18 protein-coding genes are annotated in these 22,954 nt (G+C 68.3%); 14 read left to right on the top strand and 4 right to left on the bottom strand.

All coding sequences use genetic code 11. From position 1 onward, the window contains the following. The first annotated feature begins 75 nt into the window (after positions 1–75). The 10 genes from modA (at position 76) to AVKW3434_RS11360 (ending at position 14,150) form a co-directional block, all read left to right on the top strand. The gene (modA, locus tag AVKW3434_RS11405) at positions 76–840 is read left to right on the top strand and encodes a molybdate ABC transporter substrate-binding protein (RefSeq protein ID WP_284405929.1); all 765 of its coding nucleotides are present in this window, start codon (positions 76–78) and stop codon (positions 838–840) included. A 46-nt stretch (positions 841–886) separates the two neighbouring features. Continuing rightward, on the top strand, positions 887–1,573 hold the full coding sequence (gene modB, locus AVKW3434_RS11400) for a molybdate ABC transporter permease subunit (RefSeq protein WP_284405928.1): 687 nt from the start codon (positions 887–889) through the stop codon (positions 1,571–1,573). Between the two features lie 14 nt (positions 1,574–1,587). Then, positions 1,588–2,688 carry a molybdenum ABC transporter ATP-binding protein gene (gene modC, locus AVKW3434_RS11395; protein ID WP_502869062.1) on the top strand — a complete coding sequence of 367 codons (1,101 nt, stop codon included), beginning with the start codon at positions 1,588–1,590 and terminating at the stop codon, positions 2,686–2,688. Between the two features lie 225 nt (positions 2,689–2,913). Continuing rightward, on the top strand, positions 2,914–4,839 hold the full coding sequence (glgB, locus tag AVKW3434_RS11390; protein WP_284405958.1) for a 1,4-alpha-glucan branching protein GlgB: 1,926 nt from the start codon (positions 2,914–2,916) through the stop codon (positions 4,837–4,839). Next, the gene (locus AVKW3434_RS11385) at positions 4,826–6,985 is read left to right on the top strand and encodes an alpha-1,4-glucan--maltose-1-phosphate maltosyltransferase (RefSeq protein ID WP_284405927.1); all 2,160 of its coding nucleotides are present in this window, start codon (positions 4,826–4,828) and stop codon (positions 6,983–6,985) included. Before glgB ends, AVKW3434_RS11385 begins: the two co-directional genes overlap by 14 nt. A 15-nt stretch (positions 6,986–7,000) precedes the next feature. Beyond that, on the top strand, positions 7,001–10,405 hold the full coding sequence (treS, locus tag AVKW3434_RS11380) for a maltose alpha-D-glucosyltransferase (protein WP_284405926.1): 3,405 nt from the start codon (positions 7,001–7,003) through the stop codon (positions 10,403–10,405). 63 nt (positions 10,406–10,468) lie between these two features. Then, positions 10,469–11,179: a mechanosensitive ion channel family protein gene (locus AVKW3434_RS11375; protein ID WP_284405925.1), complete on the top strand. Its 711-nt coding sequence runs from the start codon at positions 10,469–10,471 to the stop codon at positions 11,177–11,179. Between the two features lie 284 nt (positions 11,180–11,463). Beyond that, positions 11,464–12,003, top strand: coding sequence for a TRAP transporter small permease subunit (locus AVKW3434_RS11370; RefSeq protein ID WP_272564385.1), 540 nt, complete (start codon positions 11,464–11,466; stop codon positions 12,001–12,003). A 48-nt stretch (positions 12,004–12,051) separates the two neighbouring features. Then, the gene (locus AVKW3434_RS11365; RefSeq protein ID WP_284394825.1) at positions 12,052–13,638 is read left to right on the top strand and encodes a TRAP transporter large permease; all 1,587 of its coding nucleotides are present in this window, start codon (positions 12,052–12,054) and stop codon (positions 13,636–13,638) included. Then, positions 13,635–14,150 (top strand): hypothetical protein, encoded by a 516-nt coding sequence (locus tag AVKW3434_RS11360; protein ID WP_284405924.1) that lies wholly within the window; start codon positions 13,635–13,637, stop codon positions 14,148–14,150. The genes AVKW3434_RS11365 and AVKW3434_RS11360 overlap by 4 nt, the downstream gene beginning before the upstream one ends. A 129-nt stretch (positions 14,151–14,279) precedes the next feature. Here the strand turns inward: AVKW3434_RS11360 and AVKW3434_RS11355 are convergent, their stop codons facing one another. From AVKW3434_RS11355 to xseB, 4 genes are all read right to left on the bottom strand, one after another. After that, positions 14,280–15,359: a TRAP transporter substrate-binding protein gene (locus AVKW3434_RS11355; RefSeq protein WP_272548513.1), complete on the bottom strand. Its 1,080-nt coding sequence runs from the start codon at positions 15,357–15,359 to the stop codon at positions 14,280–14,282. A gap of 293 nt (positions 15,360–15,652) precedes the next feature. Further along, positions 15,653–17,542: a 1-deoxy-D-xylulose-5-phosphate synthase gene (dxs, locus tag AVKW3434_RS11350; protein ID WP_284405923.1), complete on the bottom strand. Its 1,890-nt coding sequence runs from the start codon at positions 17,540–17,542 to the stop codon at positions 15,653–15,655. A gap of 134 nt (positions 17,543–17,676) precedes the next feature. Beyond that, on the bottom strand, positions 17,677–18,618 hold the full coding sequence (locus tag AVKW3434_RS11345) for a polyprenyl synthetase family protein (protein ID WP_502869061.1): 942 nt from the start codon (positions 18,616–18,618) through the stop codon (positions 17,677–17,679). An 8-nt stretch (positions 18,619–18,626) separates the two neighbouring features. Next, positions 18,627–18,869 (bottom strand): exodeoxyribonuclease VII small subunit, encoded by a 243-nt coding sequence (gene xseB, locus AVKW3434_RS11340; RefSeq protein WP_272564389.1) that lies wholly within the window; start codon positions 18,867–18,869, stop codon positions 18,627–18,629. Between the two features lie 298 nt (positions 18,870–19,167). Here xseB and AVKW3434_RS11335 point away from each other — a divergent pair, with 298 nt between their 5' ends. From AVKW3434_RS11335 to flhD, 4 genes are all read left to right on the top strand, one after another. Then, a complete protein-coding gene (locus tag AVKW3434_RS11335) occupies positions 19,168–20,307 on the top strand; it encodes an aromatic ring-hydroxylating oxygenase subunit alpha (RefSeq protein ID WP_284405921.1) in 1,140 nt (379 codons plus the stop codon). An 89-nt stretch (positions 20,308–20,396) separates the two neighbouring features. After that, positions 20,397–21,308 carry a DMT family transporter gene (locus AVKW3434_RS11330; RefSeq protein ID WP_284405920.1) on the top strand — a complete coding sequence of 304 codons (912 nt, stop codon included), beginning with the start codon at positions 20,397–20,399 and terminating at the stop codon, positions 21,306–21,308. Positions 21,309–21,437: 129 nt separating this feature from the next. Continuing rightward, entirely contained in the window at positions 21,438–22,337 is a 900-nt protein-coding gene (locus AVKW3434_RS11325; RefSeq protein ID WP_284405919.1) for a sulfurtransferase, read from the top strand. Between the two features lie 233 nt (positions 22,338–22,570). Then, complete coding sequence (gene flhD, locus AVKW3434_RS11320; RefSeq protein WP_092740590.1) at positions 22,571–22,900, top strand: flagellar transcriptional regulator FlhD; 330 nt, start codon at positions 22,571–22,573, stop codon at positions 22,898–22,900. Positions 22,901–22,954 lie beyond the last annotated feature (54 nt).

Genomic DNA, 22,954 nt, shown 5'->3' with positions numbered 1-22,954 from the left:
TCATGCCGCGCTGTCCCGGGCCGCCCGGAAAACCCGTCGCTATACTCGACCGCTATTCATCCAAGGAATAGCGCCATGCGATTTGCCTCCCCCCTTATCCGACTGCTGGCCGCTGCCGGCATGGCCCTGGCGGGCCTGGCTTCGGCCCATGCCGGAGAGGTGCCCGTCGCCGTCGCGGCCAATTTCACGGCGCCGATGCAGAAGATCGCCGCGGCGTTCGAGCAGGCCACCGGCCACAAGGCCGTGCTGTCGTTCGGGGCCACCGGCAAGTTCTATGCGCAGATCAAGAACGGCGCACCGTTCCAGGTGCTGCTGTCCGCCGACGACACCACGCCCGCGCGGCTGGAGCAGGAGGGCCAGGCCGTGCAGGGATCGCGCTTCACCTATGCCGTGGGACGGCTGGTGCTGTGGAGCCCGCGCGAGGGCTACGTGGACGACCAGGGCCAGGTGCTCAAAACAGGCGACTTCACCTATCTGGCCGTCGCCAACCCCAAGCTCGCGCCCTATGGCCTGGCGGCCGTGCAGACGCTGGAAAAGCTCGGCCTGGGCGAGCGGCTGCAGCCGCGCTTCGTGACGGGCGAGAACATCGCGCAGACCTACCAGTTCGTGGCCACGGGCAATGCGCAGTTGGGTTTCGTGGCGCTGTCGCAGGTCATGGAAGGCGGCAAGATCGCCAAGGGCTCGGCCTGGCAGGTGCCGGAGGCGCTGCACGACCCCATCCGGCAGGATGCCGTCCTGCTCGCTACGGGCAAGGACCAGCCCGCCGCCATTGCCCTGATGAAATTCCTGCGCAGCGACGCGGCGCGCGAGGTGATCCGGGCCTACGGCTACGGGCTCTGAGCCCCTGCACGCCCCTGTCAGAGCCGCCGGACCCGACACCCTGCCGATGCCCTTTACTGCGCAGGACCTGGCCGCCATCGGCCTCACGCTGCGGCTGGCCGCGCTCACCACGCTCACGCTGCTGGTGCTGTGCACGCCACTGGCCTGGTGGCTGGCGCACACGCCGTCGCGCTGGCGCGGACCGGTCTCGGCGGTGGTGGCGCTGCCGCTGGTGCTGCCCCCCACGGTGATCGGTTTCTACCTGCTGCTCACCCTGGGGCCCAACGGCCCGGTGGGCCGCGCGATGCAGTCGATGGGCCTGGCCACCCTGCCCTTCACCTTCGCCGGTCTGCTGGTGGGATCGGTCGTGTACTCGCTGCCGTTCGCGGTGCAGCCGCTGCAGCGGGCATTCGAGGCGGTGGGAGCGCGGCCGATGGAGGCCGCCGCCACGCTGGGCGCGGGCCCGTGGGACCGCTTCTTCACCGTGGGGATGCCGCTCGCGCGGTCGGGCTTTCTCTCGGCGGGGGTGCTGAGCTTCGCGCACACGGTGGGAGAGTTCGGCGTGGTGCTCATGCTGGGCGGCAACATTCCCGGCGTGACGCGCGTGGTGTCGGTGCAGATCTACGACCACGTGGAGGCCATGGAATACCTGCAGGCCCATTGGCTGGCGGGGAGCATGGTGGTGTTTTCGTTCGTGGTGCTGCTGTTGCTGCAATGGCTGCAGCCCCCACGGCCCGGCAGGGGCGCGGCATGACGGCCGGTGCGGGAATGTTGCCCTGCACGGGCGAAGGCACCATAGAGGCCCGCCTGCGGCTGCAGCGCCCGGGCGGCTTCGCGCTGGACGTGGACCTGTCCCTTCCCGGCCGGGGCGTCACGGCGCTCTACGGTCCCTCGGGCTGCGGCAAGACGACCTGCCTGCGGGCCCTGGCGGGCCTGGAGCGGGCCCAGGGGCGCGTGGCCGTTCATGGGCAGGTGTGGCAGGACGACGCACAGCGCCTGTGGCTCCCGACCCACCAGCGGGCGCTGGGCTATGTGTTCCAGGAATCGAGCCTTTTCGCACACCTGGACGTGCGCCGCAACCTCGAGTACGGCCTGCGGCGCACGTCCCCGGCGCGCAGGAAGGTGTCGCTGGAGCAGGCCGTCGAACTGCTCGGGCTGCAACCCCTGCTGGCCCGCCAGCCAAGCACCCTGTCGGGCGGCGAACGCCAGCGGGTGGCAATGGCCCGGGCCCTGGCCGCCAGCCCCCGCGTGCTGCTGATGGACGAGCCCCTGGCCGCCCTGGACGCGCAGCGCAAGGCCGAAGTGCTGCCCTACCTGGAGCGCCTGCAGCGCGAACTGGACATTCCCGTGCTGTACGTGAGCCATGCGCAGGATGAAGTGGCCCGGCTGGCGCAGCATCTGGTGCTGCTCGGCGGCGGCCGGGTGCTGGCGAGCGGCCCCGCGCCGGCCCTCCTGGCGCGGCTGGACCTGCCGCTCGCCCAGGGCGACACAGCGGCGACCGTGGCCGAGGGCAGGGTCGACGATTACGACGCGGCGGACCAGCTCATAAACGTTCGCCTGCCCGGGGGCGGCGCATTGCTGGTGGCCACCGCCCATCCCCACCCGCCGGGCACGGCCGTGCGCTTTCGGGTGCAGGCGCGCGATGTGACGCTGGCGCTGGCCGCGCCGGTGCACAGCAGCGTCCTGAACGTGCTGCCGGCGCGGGTGGTGGCGCTGCGCGAGGAGGGGCCGGGGCTGGCCATGGTGGCGCTCGATGCCCAGGGCACGCCCCTGCTCGCCCGCGTCACCCAGCGCTCGGCACGCACCCTGGGGCTGGTTCCGGGCCTGCCGGTTTTCGCGCAGATCAAGGGCGTGGCGCTGCTCGTTTGACCCCTGCCGCGCAGGGGCGGAATGGCCCCCTGCACGCCGGAGAAGGCACTATCGGGCCATGCGTTCCCAATGCCTGCCGAATAGGCGCTGTCCTACAAACCCAAGCGCCACTCCCGCGCAGCGACGACCCCGCGGGACGTGCCCCAATGGGTTTTGTGAATCGGTTGCGCTGGCGCGCCCTGCGCCGCGGAGCGCCCACTCCCCCAAGGATCCAAGCCCGTGCCTTTGCCCCACACCGCCCTGCTGACCGCCCACGACGCCTATCTCCTTCGCGAAGGAACGCATTCACGCCTCTACCAGGCCATGGGCTGCCATCTGCGCAGCGAAGGCGGCGGCGCGGACTTTTCCGTCTGGGCACCCAACGCCGCATCGGTCTCGGTCATCGGCGACTGGAACGGCTGGAACCCCGAGGCGGATGTGCTTCACGCGCGGCCCGATGGCAGCGGCATCTGGGAGGGAGCCTCCCCCCACGCCGCGCACGGCCAAGCCTACAAATACCGCATCGTGTCGCACAACGGGGGCCGCGTGCTCGAAAAGGCCGACCCCTTCGCCGTGTGTGCCGAATTGCCGCCCAACACCGCATCGCGCATCTGGTCGCTCGACTACGAATGGGGCGACAGCGACTGGATGGCATCGCGCGGGCCGCGCAACGCGCTGGATGCGCCGATGTCCATCTACGAGATGCACCCCGGTTCCTGGCGCCGCCGAAACGGCCAGTTCATGAACTACCGCGAACTGGCCCATGAACTGGCGGACTACGTGACGTCCCTGGGCTTCACGCACGTGGAGCTGATGCCCATCACCGAACACCCGTTCTACGGCTCCTGGGGCTACCAGACCACCGGCTACTTCGCGCCCACCTCGCGCTACGGCACCCCGCAGGACTTCATGTACTTCGTGGACCACCTGCACCAGCGCGGCATCGGCGTGCTGCTGGACTGGGTGCCCTCCCACTTTCCGGTGGACGCCCACGGGCTGGCGGAGTTCGATGGCACCCACCTGTACGAGCATTCGGACCCGCGCCAGGGTTTCCACCCCGAATGGAGCTCGGCCATCTTCAATTACGGCCGGCACGAGGTGCGCAGCTTTCTCATCTCCTCCGGCCTGTTCTGGCTCGACAAGTACCACCTGGACGGGCTGCGCGTGGATGCGGTCGCGTCCATGCTCTACCTGGACTACGCCCGCAAGGACGGCGAGTGGATACCCAACCGCCACGGCGGCCGCGAGAACCTGGAAGCCATCGAGTTCATGCGACTGCTGAACCGCGCGGTCTATCGCGACCACCCGGACACGGTCAGCATCGCGGAGGAATCCACCGCATGGCCGATGGTCTCGCGGCCCGTGGAGATGAACGGCCTGGGCTTCGGCATGAAGTGGAACATGGGCTGGATGCACGACACGCTGGCCTACCTGAAGGAAGACCCGGTCAACCGTCGATACCACCACCACAAGCTCACGTTCTCGCTGGTGTATGCCTTCAACGAGAACTTCGTGCTGCCGCTCTCGCACGACGAAGTGGTGTACGGCAAGGGCTCGCTGATCAACAAGATGCCCGGCGACGAATGGCAGCAGTTCGCCAACCTGCGCGCGCTGTTCGGCCTGATGTGGTCGCACCCGGGCAAGAAGCTGCTCTTCATGGGCGGCGAGTTCGGCCAGCGCCGCGAGTGGACACATGAAGGCGAACTCGAATGGTGGGTGTGCGACAGCCCGTTGCACGGTGGCGTGCAGCGCCTGATCCGCGAACTCAACCGCGTCTATCGCAGCGAGCCCGCTCTGCATGAAGTGGACTTTTCGGCGGAGGGTTTTCAATGGGTGGAGGCCGACGACGCTGGGCAGAGCGTGATCGCTTTCCTGCGCAAGCCCAGCCATCGGGCGGCGCAGGAAGACGGCGCCGGTCCGGTGCTGGTGGTCTGCAACCTCACGCCCGTGCCGCGCACCAACTACTTGGTGGGCGTGCCGTCCTCCGGCTACTGGCAGGAGTTGCTCAACAGCGATGCGCGCGAGTTCGGCGGCGCCGGCTGGGGCAACCTGGGCGGCGTGGAGGCCGCGCCTGTGCGGTCGCACCAGTGGGAACAATCGCTGTGCCTCACGCTGCCGCCGCTCTCCACCCTCATCTTCCGACAGGAGCCTGTGCGCCATGCCAAAGCCTGACACCCTGCCCTCTTCTTTCCGCCCTGCGGCCAATGCCTCTCCGGCGTCGCCAGCGAGCCCGTCCACCCTGGTGACCCCGGTCGGCGGCGCAGACGGCCGCGTGCGCGCCGTGGTCGAAGCCGTGCTGCCCTGCGTGGATGGCGGTCGCTTTGCCGCCAAGCGCGTGGCCGGCGAACCGGCCCGCATCACCGCGCACTGCTTCACCGACGGCCACGACGTCTTGCGCGTGGCGCTGCAGTGGTGGCGCGATCGGGATGGCAACGCCACTGCGGCCCCCGCAGACGCCACCGAAGTGGCCATGGAGGCCAGCGGCAACGACGAATGGGTGGCCGACTTCACGCCGCCCGAGCCGGGCCTGTACCGTTACACCGTGTCCGCCTGGGTGGACCCGTTCGAATCCTGGCGCCGGGAACTCGAACGCCGCGTGGACCCGCAGGACATCCGCATCGCCGCGCGCGTGGGCGCGGCGGAAGCCCTGGCGGCCGCCCAGCGTGCCAGCGCCGCCCAGGACCGCAGCGACCTGAGCGATTGGGCCCAGGCCCTGGAACGCGGCGCCCAGGCCGAGGGCGATGCAGAAATGCTCAAGGCCCTGGCGTTGGACGAAGCCGCCGCCGCGGCGATGCGCCGCCACCCTGATCGCCGCCTCGAGGTACGCTACCCCGACGCCCTGCCGCTGCGGGCCGACCGCGAGCGGGCCTGTTACAGCACCTGGTACGAGCTGTTCCCCCGCTCCGCCGCACCCACCGCGGGCGTGCACGGCACGTTCCGTGACGTCGAGGCGCGGCTGGCCGATATCGCGGCCATGGGCTTTGACGTGCTGTATTTCCCGCCCATCCATCCCATCGGGCGGGAGCAGCGCAAGGGCAAGAACAATGCCCTGGCCGCGGGGCCCGACGACGTGGGCAGCCCTTGGGCCATCGGCGCGAAGGAGGGTGGGCACAAGGCCATCCTGCCAGAGCTGGGCACCGTGCAGGACTTTCGCCGTCTGGTCGTGGCCGCCAAGGAGCAGGGCCTGGAAGTGGCGCTGGACATCGCCTTCCAATGCGCACCGGACCACCCCTACGTGAAGGAACACCCCGACTGGTTCCGCTGGCGCCCCGACGGCACGGTGCAGTACGCCGAGAACCCGCCCAAGAAATACCAGGACATCTATCCCTTCAACTTCGAATGCGACGACTGGCGCGGCCTGTGGAGCGAACTCAAAAGCGTGTTCGAGCACTGGATCGGCGAGGGCGTGCGCATCTTCCGGGTGGACAACCCGCACACCAAGGCCTTTCCGTTCTGGGAATGGGTGATCGCCGAGATCCAGCGCGACCACCCGGACACGATCTTCCTGGCCGAAGCCTTCACTCGGCCCAAGGTGATGCACGGGCTGGCCAAGCGGGGCTTCACCCAGTCGTACACCTACTTCACGTGGCGCAACACCAAGCACGAGCTGACGGAGTACTTCACCGAGCTGTCCACCGGACCGGGCCGCGAGTATTTCCGGTCCAACGCCTGGCCCAACACGCCGGACATCCTGCACGAGCACCTGCAGGGCGGCGAGCCGGCCGTCTTCATGGCACGGCTGGTGCTGGCCGCCACGCTGGCCGCCAACTACGGCATCTACGGCCCGGCCTATGAACTGCTGGAGCACCTGCCGCGCGGGCCGGGCAGCGAGGAATACCTCGACTCCGAAAAGTATCAGCTGCGCCACTGGGACCTGGAGCGCCCCGGCAACCTGCGCGCCTTCATCACCCGCGTGAACCAGATCCGGCGCGAGAACCCGGCCCTGCATGCGGACCACAGGCTGCGCTTCCTGCATGTGGACAACGACCAGTTGCTGGCTTACATGAAGCACTCCCCCGACGGCCAGAACATCGTGGTCACCGTGGTCAACCTGGACCCGCACCACCCGCAGTCGGGCTGGCTGCGGCTGTCGGCGACGGACATCGCAGCCACCGACCCCTCCACGTCCGACATGCCGGCCTCGCAGCCCGCACCCCTGCCCACCGACTGGCAGATGCACGACCTGCTGAGCCAGCAGCGATTCGTCTGGCAGGGCGATGCGCACTACGTGCTGCTGGATCCGCACCGCTCGCCCGCCCACGTGTTCGTCGTGCGCCGGCGCGTCGGCCGCCACGACGACTTCGACCATTTTGAATAAAAAGAAGAGCCGCCCATGAACGCACCTTTGGTCCATCCCCTGCCCGAGCCGGAGCCAGCCGTCACCCCCGAAAACACGGAGATCGACACCAGCGACGATCCCCAGTGGTACCGGGACGCGGTCATCTACCAACTCAACGTCAAGGCCTTCTTCGACACCAACGGCGATGGGGTGGGCGACTTCAAGGGCGTGACCGCCAAGCTCGACTACGTGAAGGACCTCGGGGTCAACACGATCTGGCTGATGCCGTTCTACCCATCGCCGCTGCGCGACGACGGCTACGACATCTCTGAGTACGAAGACGTCCACCCGCAGTACGGCACGCTGGACGACTTCCGCGAGATGCTGGATGCGGCCCACCAGCGCGGCCTGCGCGTGATCACCGAGCTGGTCATCAACCACACCTCCGCCGAGCACCCCTGGTTCCAGCGTGCGCGCACCGCGCCGCCCGGCTCGCCCGAGCGCGACTTCTACGTGTGGAGCGACACCGACCAGATCTACCAGGGCACGCGCATCATCTTCACCGACACCGAGACGTCGAACTGGGCCTGGGACCCGGTGGCCAAGGCCTATTACTGGCACCGGTTCTTCAGCCACCAGCCGGACCTGAACTTCGACAACCCGCTGGTGATGGAGGCCGTGCTCAAGACCATGCGCTTCTGGCTCGACATGGGCGTGGACGGCTTCCGGCTGGACGCGATCCCCTACCTGATCGAGCGCGACGGCACCAGCAACGAGAACCTGCCCGAGACGCACGCGGTGATCAAGCGGCTGCGCGCCGCGATCGATGCCGAATACAAGAACCGCTTCCTGCTGGCCGAGGCCAACATGTGGCCAGAGGACGTGCGCGAGTATTTCGGCGATGGCGACGAATGCCACATGGCCTACCACTTCCCGCTGATGCCGCGCATGTACATGGCCATCGCCCAGGAAGACCGCCACCCCATAGTCGAGATCCTGCAGCAGACGCCCGACATTCCCGACGGCTGCCAGTGGGCGATCTTCCTGCGCAACCACGACGAGTTGACGCTGGAGATGGTGACCAGCAAGGAACGCGACTACATGTACACCATGTACGCCGCCGACATGCGCGCGCGCATCAACCTCGGCATCCGCCGCCGCCTGGCGCCGCTGATGGAAAACGACATCGACCGCGTGAAGCTCATGAACGGCATGCTGCTGTCCATGCCCGGCTCGCCCATCATCTATTACGGCGACGAGATCGGCATGGGCGACAACGTGTTCGTGGGCGACCGCAACGGCGTGCGCACGCCGATGCAGTGGAACCCCGACCGCAACGCCGGCTTCTCGCGCGCAGACCCGCAGCGGCTGTATCTGCAGCCCATCATGGATGCCGTGTACGGCTACGAGGCGCTGAACGTCGAGGCCCAGGCCAGCGACCAAAGCTCGCTGCTCAACTGGACCCGGCGCATGCTGGCCGTGCGCAAGACCAGCCGGGCCTTCGGGCGTGGCCGGCGCATCTTCCTAAAGCCGGGCAACCGCAAGATCCTCGCCTACATCAGCGAACACGGCGACGACGTGATCCTGACCGTGTTCAACCTGTCTCGCGCCGCCCAGCCGGTGGAGCTGGACCTGTCGACCTACAAGGGACGCGCGCCGCTGGAAATGCTGGGCCGCGTCACCTTCCCGCCCATCGGCGACCTGCCCTACCTGCTCACGCTGCACTCCTACGGGTTCTACTGGTTCCGCCTGTCCACCGAGGCGCAGGTGCCGTCCTGGCACCAAGACGGGCTCGACCTGCAGGAGCGCCCGGTGCTGGTGCTGTTCGACGGCTGGACCAGCTTCTTCCGCGAAAACGTGATGCCCTGGCGCATCGGCATGGCCGAACGCATGCGCGTGCAATTCGAGTCCGACACGCTGCCGCGCTACATCGAACTGCAGCGCTGGTACGCCGGCAAGGGCACGGCCATCGAGCGCGCCCGCATCCAGGACCACACCGTGTGGAAGACCGATGGCGGCTACGAATGGATGCTGCCGATCCTGAATGTCGAGGCCCCGTCCGCGCCACCCGCCTCGTACTTCGTTCCCCTGGCCCTGGCCTGGGAAGAAGGCGATGAAGAGCGCATGCGCCGGCTCTCGCCCGGCGGCGTGGCCCGCGTGCGCCAGCAGGCCAACGTGGGCGTGATGGGCGACGCGTTCCACGACGAGGCCTTCTGCCGCGCCGTGGTGCGAGCCATCGGTGCCAACGAGCAGTTGGGAACCGACCGCGGCGGCACGCTGCGTTTTCGCAGCACCGTGGCCTTCGCCGGAATGGCGCAGGGGCTGGACGACCTCACCGTGGGGCGCCCGGGCGCGCAGAGCAGCAACACCGTCGTCACCCTGGGCGAAAAGCTGTTCCTCAAGGGCTACCGGCACGTGCGCAACGGGGTCAATCCCGAGTTGGAGGTGGGCCGCTTCCTGACCGAGGCCGCGCGCTTCGAGCATTGCGTGCCGGTGGGCGGCGCGGTCGAGTACGTCGCGGGCGACGGCACGACCATGACGCTGGCCCTGGTGCAGTCCTACGTGTCCAACCAGGGCGACGGCTGGGAATACACCCTGGGCTACCTGGAGCGGTTTCTGGAAGACACGCGCATCGCCTCGGGCGCCACAGCGGACGTGCATGGAGGCTTCCTCGCGCTGGTGCGAACCCTCGGCCGCCGCACCGCCGGCCTGCACCGGGCACTCGCGCTGCGCACCGGCAACCCGGCGTTCGATCCGGAGCCGGCCACCGCGCAGGACGTTCAGGCCTTCCATGAGCGCGCCCTGGCCGAGGCGGCCGACACGCTGGCGCTGCTGGAGCAACGCATGGCCGATCTGCCCCCCGCCGCGCGCACCGATGCCCAGGCCCTGCTGGCCCGGCGCGCCACCCTCATGGACCGCATCGGCCAGGGTACCGGCGTGACCCCGTCCGGCCACAAGACGCGCTACCACGGCGACTACCACCTGGGCCAGGTGCTGGTGACCGACAACGACTTCGTCATCATCGACTTCGAGGGCGAACCCGGCCGCACCTTCGAGCAGCGTCGCGCCAAGAGCTCGCCCCTGCGCGACGTGGCCGGCATGCTGCGCTCGTTCAACTACGCCCGTTGGGCCGCGCTCAAGCGCATGACCCAGTCCACCGAGGAGATGCTGCGCCTGGACGAAGCGGCCCAGCAATGGGAGCGCGAGGCGCGCGCCGCGTTTCTCGAAGCCTATGCCGCCGAGGCCAGTGCCCCGGCCACCCAGCACCCGGGCACCCACCTGGAGGTGGCCCCCGTGCCGGACGGCGCCATCGTGGCGCTGTTCGAGATCGAGAAGGCGCTGTACGAGCTGCGCTACGAACTCGGCAACCGCGTCGATTGGGCGCAGGTGCCGCTGCAGGGGCTGCTGGCGCTCATCGGCGCCGCGGCCTCGCCCTCGCCCGCCCCTGCGGCACCGTAGGCGCCCGTCACCCGGCCCGCCAACGACCGTCCACGTTCACCCGATCAATTGAGGGCACCCTCCATGGAAAATTTCAGCATTCATCTGGAACCGGCCCGCGCCATGCTGCTGCAGGTCAGCGCATTCCTGCCGCGGCTTCTCATCGCCCTGCTCGTCGTCGCAGCCGGCTGGCTGGTGGCCAAGGCGGCGCGCTTCGCCGTGACCCGCGGGCTGCGCGCGATCAACTTCCAGGTGCTCACGCAGCGCGCCGGGCTCGACGGCTTTCTGAAGCAAGGCGGCGTGCAGGGCGACACCACCAGCATCTTCGGCATCCTGGTCTATTGGCTGGTCATCCTCGCCTCGCTGCTCATCGCCTTCAACGGCCTGGGCCTGAGCTACGTGACCGCGCTGCTCAGCCGCGTGGTGTGGTTCGTGCCCAACCTGTTCATCGCGCTCATCATCCTCGCGCTGGGGGCGTACTTCGGCCGCTTCGTCGGGGAGATGGTGGCCGCGCAGGGCCGCCGTAGCGGCCTGAAGGAAACCGTGCTGCTGGGCAAGCTGGCGCAGTACGCGATCGTGGCCTTCGTCGTGCTGATCGCGCTCGACCACCTGCGCATCGGCGGCGACATCGTGCGCCAGAGTTTCCTCATCGTGCTGGGCGGCGCGGTGTTCGCCCTGGCGCTGGCCTTCGGCTTAGGGGGCAAGGACCGCGCGGCCGAGTGCATCGAGCACTGGTGGCCACGCAAACGCGGCCCGGGCGACGGCCCCGCGGGCGACGACCAGCGCATTCCATGACACCGGCCCGGCCGCGTCAACGGCGCTGCCCACCAGGCTGCTGAGACGGTACGTTCCACGCCCCCTGGGCACCCCACCCCCGCGCTGTGCCGCGGGGTTTTTTTGCCCTGCTTGTCATGGCGCGGTGCGCAGGGCCAAGCCGCACGGGAAAACCCCACCCCCCAGCGTCAGGCTTTTTTCAGCAGCCCGGGAGTACGATCGGCGCCACTGCCGGCCCTGCGTCCACACGCAGCGGCCGGGCCGCCGTATTTCAATAATTCCCCAAGTTCTCCAGGAGACAAACCGTGTCAGGACTCCTCAAATTGGCCATGGGCATGGACTGGATTTCCACCAAGCTCAGCAAGGTGGCCGGATGGGCCGTGCTCGCCGCCGCTCTGATTTCCGCCACCAACGCGATCATCCGCTACGGCCTGGACATGAGTTCCAACGCCTGGCTCGAGATCCAGTGGTACCTCTTCGCCACCACCGTGATGCTGGGCGCGCCGCTGGTGCTCAAGCTCAACGAGCACGTGCGCGTGGACATCATCTACGGCCGGCTGCGCGGCAAGAAGCCCGTGCTGGTGGACCTGTTCGGCCTGATCGTCTTCCTGCTGCCGGTGATGGGCCTGCTCACCTGGCTGACGGCGCCGTTCTTCTGGCACATGCTGGTGTCGGGCGAGATGTCCGGCAACATCGGCGGCCTGATCCGCTGGCCCGCCGCGCTGCTGATGCCCCTGGGCTTCGGCGCGATGTTCCTGCAAGGCGTGGCCGAGATCATCAAGCGCGTGGCCTACCTGCGCGGCGACATCCAGATGAACACGCACTACGAGAAGCCGGTGCAGTAAGCACCCGCCCGCCCCTGCCCCACCGACTTCTCTCAGGACGACACCAGAATGCACATGGAAAACTTTGCCCCGATCATGTTCGCGGGGCTGATCGTGATCATGCTGATCGGGTTCCCGGTCGCGTTTTCGCTCGCGGCCCTGGGCCTGTTCAGCGGCTTCTTCGCCATCGAGATGGGCTGGTTCCCGGCCAACTTCATGGCCAACCTGCCGATCAACATGTTCGGCATCCTGTCCAACGACCTGCTGCTGGCCATTCCGTTCTTCACGCTCATGGGCGCGGTGCTCGAGAAATGCGGCCTGGCCGAGGACATGCTCGACTCCATGGGCCAGCTGTTCGGCCCGGTGCGCGGCGGGCTGGGCTACTCGGTCATCATCGTGGGCTTCATCCTCGGGGCCATCACCGGCACCGTGGCCGGCCAGGTGATCGCCATGGCCATGATCTCGCTGCCGGTCATGATGCGCTACGGCTACAACATGCGCTACTCCACCGGCGTGCTGGCGGCCTCGGGCACCATCACGCAGCTGGTGCCGCCCTCGCTGGTGCTGATCGTCATGGCCGACCAGCTCGGCCGCTCGGTGGGTGACATGTACAAGGGCGCCTGGGGCCCCGCCATCCTGCAGGTGCTGATCTTCGCCATCTACACCTTCCTGCTGGGTCGCTTCCGCCCCGAGTACGTGCCCGGCCTGCCCAAGACGGCGCGCACGCTGCACGGCTGGGCCCTGTGGGGCAAGTGCCTGCGCGGCATCATCCCCTCGGCCATCCTGATCTTCGCGGTGCTGGGCTCCATGGGCGGCCTGCCCTTCATGGACCACGCCATCGCCACGCCGACCGAGGCCGGCGCCATGGGCGCGGTGGGCTCGCTGATCCTGGCGGCCATCCACAAGCGGCTCACGTGGCAGCTCATCAAGGAAGCGATGGACGGCACCATGCGGCTCACGGCCATGGTGGTGTTCATCCTGATCGGCTCGCGGGTGTTCTCGCTGGTGTTCCAGGGCGTGGATGGCGCCATCTGGATCGAGCACCTGCTGAGCGACCTGCCGGGCGGCCAGATCGGCTTCCTGATCGTGGTGAACATCTTCATCTTCTTCCTGGCGTTCTTCCTCGACTTCTTCGAGATCGCCTTCATCATCCTGCCGCTGCTGGGCCCCGTGGCGCACAAGCTGGGCATCGACCTGGTGTGGTTCGGCGTGCTGCTGTGCGTGAACATGCAGACGAGCTTCATGCACCCGCCCTTCGGCTTCGCGCTGTTCTACCTGCGCGGCATCTCGGACACACTGTTCAAGGAAAAACGCATCGACAGACCGGTCAAGTCCAGCGACATCTACCTGGGCTCCATCCCCTGGGTGATCATGCAGCTGATCCTGGTGGCGATCGTGATCTTCTTCCCGCAGACGGTGACCGTCTTCCTGGACAAGGAGCAGGTGGTCGACCTGGACAAGGTGCAGCTCGAGATGCCGGCCGACTCGTCCGCCGAGCCCACCATCAACATGGATGATCCGTTCGGCACCGGAGAAAAGCCCGCAGCGGGCAGCTCCGCCCCGGCCGCCGAACCCGGTGCCGAGCCCGCCATGCCGGTGCCCGAGCCAGCACCGGACGCCGCACCCGCCGAAGGCGCGGCCAGCACGCCGCAATGACGGGCAACTCCCCGAACGTGCCCCCTGCGGATGCAAAGGACGCACCGGGCGGTCCCCAGGGCGCCTGGCTGGAAAGCGCCGCCTACCCGCCCGCGGTGCGCGGGCTGGCCGTGGCCATCGTCGTGGCGCTCGCCGCGTTCGCGGCCTGGTCCGTGCCCGCGCTGCACGGCGCGCAGTGGTCCTTCACCAGCTTGGCCACCTTCTGCCTGGCCGGGGTGCTGATCGCCTGGGTGGGCTGGTGGATGGTGTTCAGCCGCACGCGCTTCACGGGCGACGCCCTGCTGCAATCGTGGCTGTGGGACAAGAAGGTGCACATCCGCGAAGTGGCCACCTTCAAGATCGTGCACTGGCCCTGGCTGAGCGGCATCGTCGCGCCCCGCATGCTCGTGCGCCGGCGCAACGGCAGCATCGCCTGGGTGCATTCGGCCGACCCGGCCTTGTTGGTGGCCTTCGGCGAGGCGGTGGTGCGGCAAGGCAGCGACAAGGCCCTGGCGGCCACCCCGCCCGCGTGAACCCCTGCCCGCCCCCAACGGCCCACGGTCGCCGATAGACCGCTCGAGAAAGCCCCCAGCAAAAAGCCCCGCCCGGTTGCCCGGCGGGGCTTTTTCACTTCGGCCAGGGCGTTGCAGCCCCGGCAGCACTCACAGCTTTTGCTGCTGCATGAAGCGGTCGAACGTGCCTTCGGTGAAGCGGAACCAGGCGTTCTGGTCGGCCAGGAACTTGGAGTAGTCGGGGTAGATTTTCTTCCACTCGGGGTTGCTGTTGTTCAGGTCCGAGTAGATCTGCTGGGCCGACTTGAAGGCCGCGTTCATCACGTCCTGCGTGAAGGGGCGCAGCTTGGTGCCGGAGCCCACCAGTTGCTTGATGGCCACGGGGTTGCGGGCATCGTACTTGGCCAGCATGGTCACGTGGGCGTGCGAGGCGGCTGCTTCCACCACAGCCTTGTATTCAGCCGGCAGACCTTCCCAGGCCTTGGTGTTGATGTAGAAGTCCAGCTGCGGGCCGCCTTCCCACCAGCCGGGGTAGTAGTAGAACGGCGCGACCTTGTTGAAGCCCAGCTTCTGGTCGTCATACGGTCCCACCCACTCCAGCGCGTCGATCGTGCCCTTTTCCAGCGCGGGGTACAGGTCGGCACCAGGGATGGACTGGGGGATCACGCCGAACGGCTCCAGCACCTTGCCCGCGAACGGGTTGGTGCGGAACTTCAGGCCCTTCAGGTCGGCGACCGACTTGATTTCCTTGCGGAACCAGCCGCCCATCTGCGCGCCGGTGTTGCCGCCCGGCAGGTTGATGATGTTGTACTTGGCGTAGAACTCGCGCATCAGCTTCAGGCCGTTGCCCTCGTACATCCATGCGTTCATCTGGCGTGCGTTCAGGCCGAACGGCACGGCGCAGCCCAGGCAGAACGTCGGGTCCTTGCCGTAGAAATAGTAGGGGGCCGTGTGGGCCATTTCGACGGAGGCGCTCTGCACGCCGTCCACCACGCCGAAGGCGGGCATCAGCTCGCCGCCGGCATGCACCGAGATCTGGAACTTGCCGCCCGTGGCTTCGCTGACCTTCTTGGAGAACACCTCCGCCGTTCCGTAGATGGTGTCGAGCGACTTGGGGAAGCTCGAAGCGAGGCGCCAGCGGATGTTGGCCTGCGCATGCACGGCAGGGGCCGCGCCCGCGGCCAGCACGCCGACGATGCCGGCGTGCTTGATGATTGAACGACGATCCATGAGGATTGATCTCCGAGATATTGTTGGCAGAACCCGGCGCTGGTGGGCACCGTGCGCCCAGGGCAAGAAACCGTGTGGGCCGAGGACGATTGTAGGAACATGCCCCCAGGGGGTTTTGCGGGTTTTCCCGTGAAAGAACCCACCCGTTTCGCCCATTCAGGGTTCTGCAAGCATCGGGCGCGCGCCCTTCGCGGCGATCGACAGCGGGCGCCTCGGGGCCAGGGCATCAGCGCCGGTGCCGCGCCTGCGAAGGTCCACCCACCCCGGGCCGTCTCGGAACGGGTCCGGCGGTCTCAGGCCGCAGCGGACGGTGCCACGAACCGCGCACGCACGGCCCGCTCGATGCCTGCCGCATCCAGCCCCTGCAGGGCCAGCAGCCTGGCGGGGTCGCCATGCTCGATGAAGGCATCGGGCAAGCCCAGTTGCAGCAACGGCCGCACCACGCCCGCGGCGTTGAGGGCCTCACACACGGCACTGCCCGCGCCGCCCAGCGTGGTGCCTTCCTCCAGGGTCACCAGGGCATCGTGGTTCGCGGCCACTTCCAGCAGCAAGGCCGTGTCGATGGGCTTGGCCCAGCGCATGTTGACCACCGTGGCGTCCAGCGCCTCGCCCGCCTGCAGCGCGGGGTACAGCAGCGTACCGAAGGCCAGGATGGCAACGCGCCGGCCCTGCGGCGCCGTGCCCGTGCGGCGCACCTCGCCCTTGCCGAACGGCAACCCTTCCAGGCTGGCCAGGGGCACCACGCCCGCACCGCTGCCGCGCGGGTAGCGCACGGCCACGGGGTGGTCCTGCTCGAAGGCGGTGGTCAGCAACTGGCGGCACTCGCGCTCGTCGGCGGGACAGGCCATGCTCATGTTGGGAATGCAGCGCACGAACGGAATGTCGTAGGCGCCGGCATGCGTGGCGCCATCGGCGCCGACCAGGCCCGCGCGGTCGAGCGCGAACACCACGGGCAGGTTCTGCAGGGCCACGTCGTGGATCAACTGGTCGTAGGCGCGCTGCAGGAAGGTCGAGTAGATCGCCACCACGGGCTTGACGCCCTCGCAGGCCATGCCGGCGGCGAACGTCACCGCGTGCTGCTCGGCGATGCCCACGTCGTAGTAGCGGCCAGGGAAGCGCTTTTCGAACTCCACCAGCCCCGAGCCTTCGCGCATGGCGGGCGTTATGCCCACCAGCCGCTCGTCCTTGGCCGCCATGTCGCACAGCCACTGGCCGAAGACCTGGGTGAAGGTCTGCTTCGGGGGCGTGGCGGGCTGCGTCAGGCCCACGCGGGGGTCGAACTTGCCGGGGCCGTGATAGGCCACCGGATCGGCCTCGGCCAGCTTGTAGCCCTGGCCCTTCTTGGTAACGACGTGCAGGAACTGCGGGCCCTTCAGGCCCTTGATGTTTTCCAGCGTGGGAATGAGCGAGTCGAGGTCGTGCCCGTCGATGGGGCCGATGTAGTTGAAGCCGAACTTCTCGAACAGCGTGGCCGGCACCACCATGCCCTTGGCCTGCTGCTCCAGCCGCTTGGCGAACTCCAGCAGCGGCGGCACGGGCTTGAGCACGGTCTTGCCCACGTTCTTGGCGGCGGCGTAGAAATGGCCGCTCATGAGCTGCGCCAGGTAGCGGTTCAGCGCACCCACGGGCGGGCTGATGCTCATGTCGTTGTCGTTCAGGATGACCAGCAGGTTGGCATCGGCCACGCCGGCGTTGTTCAGCGCCTCGAAGGCCATGCCCGCCGTCATGGCGCCGTCGCCGATGATGGCCACGGCATGGCGGTTCTCGCCCCGCTGCTTGGCGGCCAGCGCCATGCCGAGCGCGGCGGAGATGCTGGTGCTGGAGTGCGCCGTGCCGAAGGTGTCGTACTCGCTCTCGGCGCGCTGCGGAAAGCCCGACAGCCCGCCGAACTGGCGCAGCGTGCCCATGCGGTCGCGCCGGCCGGTCAGGATCTTGTGGGGGTAGGTCTGGTGGCCCACGTCCCACACGAGGCGGTCGCGCGGGGTGTCGAACACGGTGTGCAGCGCCACGGTCAGCTCCACCGTGCCCAGGTTGGAACTCAGGTGCCCGCCGGTCTTGGAGACGCTGTCCAGCACGAAGGCGCGCAGCTCGGTCGCCAGGTCCTTCAACTCGGCGCGCGACAGGCGGCGCAGGTCGGCCGGGTCGTTGATGGTCTGCAGCAGGGGAAAGGAATTCGTGGACATAGGCTATTTTTTGAGGAGCTGCTTGCGCCATGCAGGCAAGCGCTGCAGACCGTTCATTGTGCGGGCCGGTGCGCCGGGGCCACCGGGGAGGTCTGCGGGGATGGCGGCACAGGGCACGCAGCACGCCGCCATCATCAGTGCGAGCGGTTCACCACCATGTCGGCCAGCGCCGCCAGCGCGCGCGTGTCGGGCAGGCCGCTCGCGGCCAGCGCGGCGTGCGCCTCGACCCGCAGCTCACCGGCGTGCGCCTGGGCGCGTTCGAGCCCGAGCAGCGATACGTAGGTGGGCTTGTCGCTCGCGGCGTCCTTGCCGGCGGTCTTGCCCAGCGTGGCCGAATCGGCCGTCACGTCGAGGATGTCGTCCACCACCTGGAAGGCCAGCCCCAACGCGGCGCCGTACTGCGACAGCGCAGCCAGGGCGGCCGGCGCGGCCTGCCCGCAGGCCGCACCCATCACCACGCTGCCCTGCAGCAGCGCGCCGGTCTTGAGCCGGTGCATCTGGCGCAGTTCGGCCTCGCTCAAAGCGCGGCCCACGCTGGCCAGGTCGATGGCCTGGCCGCCGGCCATGCCGTCGGCGCCGGCGGCCTGGGCCAGCATGCGGCACAGCGTGGCCTGCATCGCGGGCGGCACCTGCGGCCCCTCCGGCGTGAGCAGGCCGAAGGCCAGCGCCTGCAGCGCATCGCCGGCCAACAGCGCGCGGGCCTCGCCGAAGCGCACGTGCACCGTGGGCTTGCCGCGGCGCAGCACGTCGTTGTCCATGCACGGCATGTCGTCGTGCACCAGGGAATAGGCGTGGATCAGCTCCACCGAGCAGGCCGCGCGCAGGGCCGCTTCGTCCAGGCCGCCGACGGCCTCCGAGGCGGCCAGCACCAGCAGGGGCCGCAGGCGCTTGCCGCCGTCGAGCACGGCGTAGCGCATGGCCTCGCCCAGGCCCGCGGGCGCATCGCTGCACACCCAGCGCGACAGGGCGTCCTCCACGCGCGCCAGTTGCGCGTGGCTCCATGCGCCGAGGTCGAACGGGGCATGAAGCGCGGTGGGCGCGGTGGATGGGCCCAGAGGGGTGGGTACTACCGCCATGGTGGGGGTCACTCCTGCGTCCATGGTTGCAGCGCTCCTTCGTCCAATACCTTGATCTGGTCCTGCACCGCTTCCAACCGGCCGCGGCAAAAGGCCAGCAGCTGCGCGCCGCGCTGGTAGCCCGCGAGCATCTGGTCCAGAGGCAGCTGGCCCGACTCGATGCGCCCCACGAGTTGCTCCAGCTCTTCCAGCGCGGCTTCGTAGCTGGCGGGTTCGGGGAGTTTCGGGGGAACGGCGGAGGCCTTGGGCATGGAACGGGGAGCGGCGAACGCGCAGGTAAAACGGGCGATTTTAGGCGCACCCTCCTTCGGGCGGGCGGCGGCGGGTGGGCGGCATGTGGAAAATGGCTGGCGCCTTGGCGACACCATCGGCGCGCAAGCCTTGCCCGGCGCGCTCAAGCATGTCCGGCCAATACACATACGGGGGGAGCGGAAATAACCCCACCGGCTACAATCCCATTCCCTTCGGGCCGGCTTGCATGCCGGTTTCTTTTTTTCCGTGTGCACTTCACGCACCCTCCCTGTGGGGAGTCTTTAGGTCAGGTCACCCATGTCTGATTTAAGTCTTCAACTGCAGCAGGCCGCAAGCCAACTACCAGTTTCAAGCTACTTTGACGAAGCGCTGTTCCAGCGCGAGCTGGAGACCATCTTCCAGCGCGGGCCCCGCTATGTGGGGCACCAGCTTTCCGTGCCCGATGCGGGCGACTACTACGCCCTGCCGCAGGAAGGCGAGGGCCGTGCGCTCGTGCGCAACGCGCAGGGCGGCGTCGAGCTGATCTCCAACGTGTGCCGCCACCGCCAGGCGGTGATGCTCAAGGGCCGTGGCACCCTGCAAGGCCACGGCAAGGGCCACGCGGGCGGCAACATCGTGTGCCCGCTGCACCGCTGGACGTATTCGCCCGGCGGCCAGTTGCTCGGCGCCCCGCACTTCGCGCAGGACCCCTGCCTGAACCTCAACAACTACGGCCTGCGCGAGTGGAACGGCCTCCTGTTCGAGGACAACGGCCGCGACATCGGCGCCGACCTGGCCGGCATGGGGCCACGCGCTGAACTGAGCTTCGACGGCTTTTCGCTCGACCGCGTGGAAATGCACGAGTGCAACTACAACTGGAAGACCTTCATCGAGGTCTACCTCGAGGACTACCACGTGGGGCCCTTCCACCCGGGCCTGGGCAACTTCGTGACCTGCGAGGACCTGAGCTGGGAGTTCCAGAAGCATTATTCGGTGCAGACGGTCGGCGTGGCCTCCACCTTCGGCAAGCCCGGCTCCGACGTCTACCGCCAATGGCACGACGTGCTGCTGCGGTACCGCGAAGGCAAGCTGCCCGAGCGCGGCGCGATCTGGCTCACCTACTACCCGCACATCATGGTGGAGTGGTATCCGCACGTGCTCACCGTCTCCACGCTGCATCCCGTCAGCCCGACGAAGACGATGAACATGGTGGAGTTCTACTACCCTGAGGAAATCACCGCCTTCGAGCGCGAGTTCGTCGAGGCCCAGCAGGCCGCCTACATGGAAACCTGCATCGAGGACGACGAGATCGGCGAGCGCATGGACGCCGGCCGCCGCGCCCTCCACGGGCGCGGCGACAACGAGGTCGGCCCCTACCAGAGCCCGATGGAAGACGGCATGCAGCACTTCCACGAGTGGTACCGCGCCGCCATGGGCGATGCGGTGCCCCCGCGCTGACGTCTATCCGATTGCTATAAAAACAATAGCTACCGCCGCATGATCCACTAGGGCATGCGGCCTTTTTCACTCCAAACCCCCTCATTCCCATGCAAGCGCTCTGGATGGTGTTGGCCGCGTTCCTCTTCGCCAGCATGGGCGTGTGCGTCAAGGTCGCGTCGGCCTACTTCAACTCCGCCGAACTGGTGTGCTACCGCGGCATCATCGGCATGGCGATCCTGTGGGCGCTGGCGCGCTCGCAGCGGGTCAAGCTGGGCACGCATTACCCGGGCATGCACGCGTGGCGGAGCCTGGTGGGGGTGGTCTCGCTGGGCTCGTGGTTCTACGCCATCGCACACCTGCCACTGGCCACCGCGATGACGCTCAACTACATGAGCAGCGTGTGGATCGCGGCGTTTCTGGTCGGCGGCGCGCTGCTGGCCTGGCGGCCCTCGAGCAGCAGCTCGCGCCCACCGCTGCAGGGCACGCTGGTGTTCACCGTGATGGTGGGCTTTGCCGGCGTGGTGATGATGCTGCGCCCCAGCCTCGACCAGCACCAGATGTTCGCCGGCCTGATCGGGTTGCTGTCGGGCCTCACCGCCGCGTTCGCCTACATGCAGGTCATGGCGCTGTCGCGCCTGGGCGAGCCCGAAACGCGCACGGTGTTCTATTTCGCCGTGGGTTCGGCGGTGGCCGGCGGCGCGGGCCTGCTGCTCACGGGCATGTCCGACTGGCCGGGCTGGCCCAGCCTGTGGCTGCTGCCCATCGGCGTGCTGGCCGCCGGCGGCCAGCTGTGCCTGACGCGGGCCTATGCCAGCGCGCGCACCTCGCGCGGCACGCTGGTGGTGGCCAACCTGCAGTATTCGGGCATCGTGTTCGCGGCGCTGTACAGCGTGCTGCTGTTCGGCGACGACATCCCCGCCATCGGCTGGGCCGGCATGGCGCTCATCGTGGTGAGCGGCATCGTGGCCACCGTGCTGCGGGCGCGCGCGGCCCCCGGGGCGCCGGCCGAAGAGCACTGAGGCCGCCGGCCCGGCGCTGCCGCAGCCGCGTGGCCCCAGGCCGCGCCCGCCCGTCAGGCCTGTCCGACGCACGGCCCCGCCGCGCCGGACCACAATAAGGGCCTGTCCGCCACCGATTGATTCAGTCCCATGCCGTACACCACCCTGATCTCCGCCGCCGAACTGCAATCCCTCATCGCCAGCGGCGCGCCGCGGATGGTCTTCGACTGCACGTTCGACCTGACGCAGCCCTCGCTGGGCGAGCAGCAATACCGCGAATCGCACATTCCCGGCGCGCTCTACGCGCACCTGGACCGCGACCTGAGCGCCAAGCACGGCGCGCCCGGCGCGGGCGGCACCATCGTCGCCACCGAGGCGGACCAGCCCGCATCGGGCGGGCGCCACCCCCTGCCCAACCGCGACCGGCTCGAAGCCTGGCTCTCGCGCATCGGCTTCACCAACGGCATGCAGGCCGTGGTGTACGACCGCAACGGCGCCAACTACTGCGGCCGCCTGTGGTGGATGCTCAAGTGGGCCGGCCACGATGCGGTGGCGGTGCTGGACGGCGGCCTGCAGGCCTGGACTGCGGCGGGCGGGGACCTCGCCAGCGGCGACGAGCCGGCACATTTCCAGTCCAACTTCAAGCTGGGCGAGCCCCTGCGCCAGCTGGCCACCGCGGCGGACGTGCAGGCCGCCCTGGGGCAGGACCGCCAGACGGTGATCGACGCCCGCGCGCCCGCCCGCTACCGCGGCGAGGTCGAGCCGCTGGACCCCGTGGCCGGGCACATTCCCGGCGCGCTGAACCGCCCGTTCTCCGAGAACCTCGGGCCGGATGGCCGCTTCAAGCCCGCCGCGCAACTGCGCGCCGAGTTCGAGGCCCTGCTCGGCGCCCGCGCGCCCGGCACGGTGGTGCACCAGTGCGGCAGCGGGGTGAGCGCCATCCCCAATGTCTTGGCCATGGAACTGGCCGGTTTCGGAAAAACCACGCTGTTTGCCGGCAGCTGGAGCGAATGGTGCAGCGCTCCTGACCGCCCCGTGGAGCGCGGCTGACCCCTGCGGGAGGGCCGGCCGTGCAGCAGGCGGCCCCCTCTCCAGGGTGGGACAGCCGCTGCGGATTTTGTAAGGCAACTTCCTACACGGGCGGTGCGCCGACCAGACACGCTGCACATCCAAACCCCGACTTAATTTTTGATTGGGCTGAATTCACAATCCATTTCAACGGATCGCGAAACCATGCAAACCGCATGAACCCCGCCAGATCGGTTAAAGGAAAAGGATTCACCATGACCTCCGAACAACTTCTCGCTGAAATCCGCGAAGCCAACCTCACCTACCTGATGTTGGCACAGACCCTGATCCGCCAGGACAAGGCGGAAGCTGTTTTCCGTCTGGGCCTGAACGAAGACGCCGCCGACATCCTCGCCTCGCTGTCGGCAGCGCAGGTGCTCAAGCTGGCCTCCCGCAACACGCTGCTGTGCAGCTTCCGGGTGGACGACAACCTGGTGTGGAGCTTGCTCACCAACCACAACACCCCGAAGAAGGTCGGCAACGAAGCGACCAACACGCTGCACGCCAACATCCTGATGGCCAGCCGCGTGTCCGAAGTGCTCTGAGCGCAGCACCCGCTGCCCTCACCGCCTCGCCCGCCTGCCGCCGCCCACCCTTCT

This window comes from Acidovorax sp. SUPP3434, assembly GCF_030159015.1.
Taxonomy (GTDB): domain Bacteria; phylum Pseudomonadota; class Gammaproteobacteria; order Burkholderiales; family Burkholderiaceae_C; genus Paracidovorax.
This window is presented reverse-complemented; position numbering and strand designations above follow the sequence as displayed.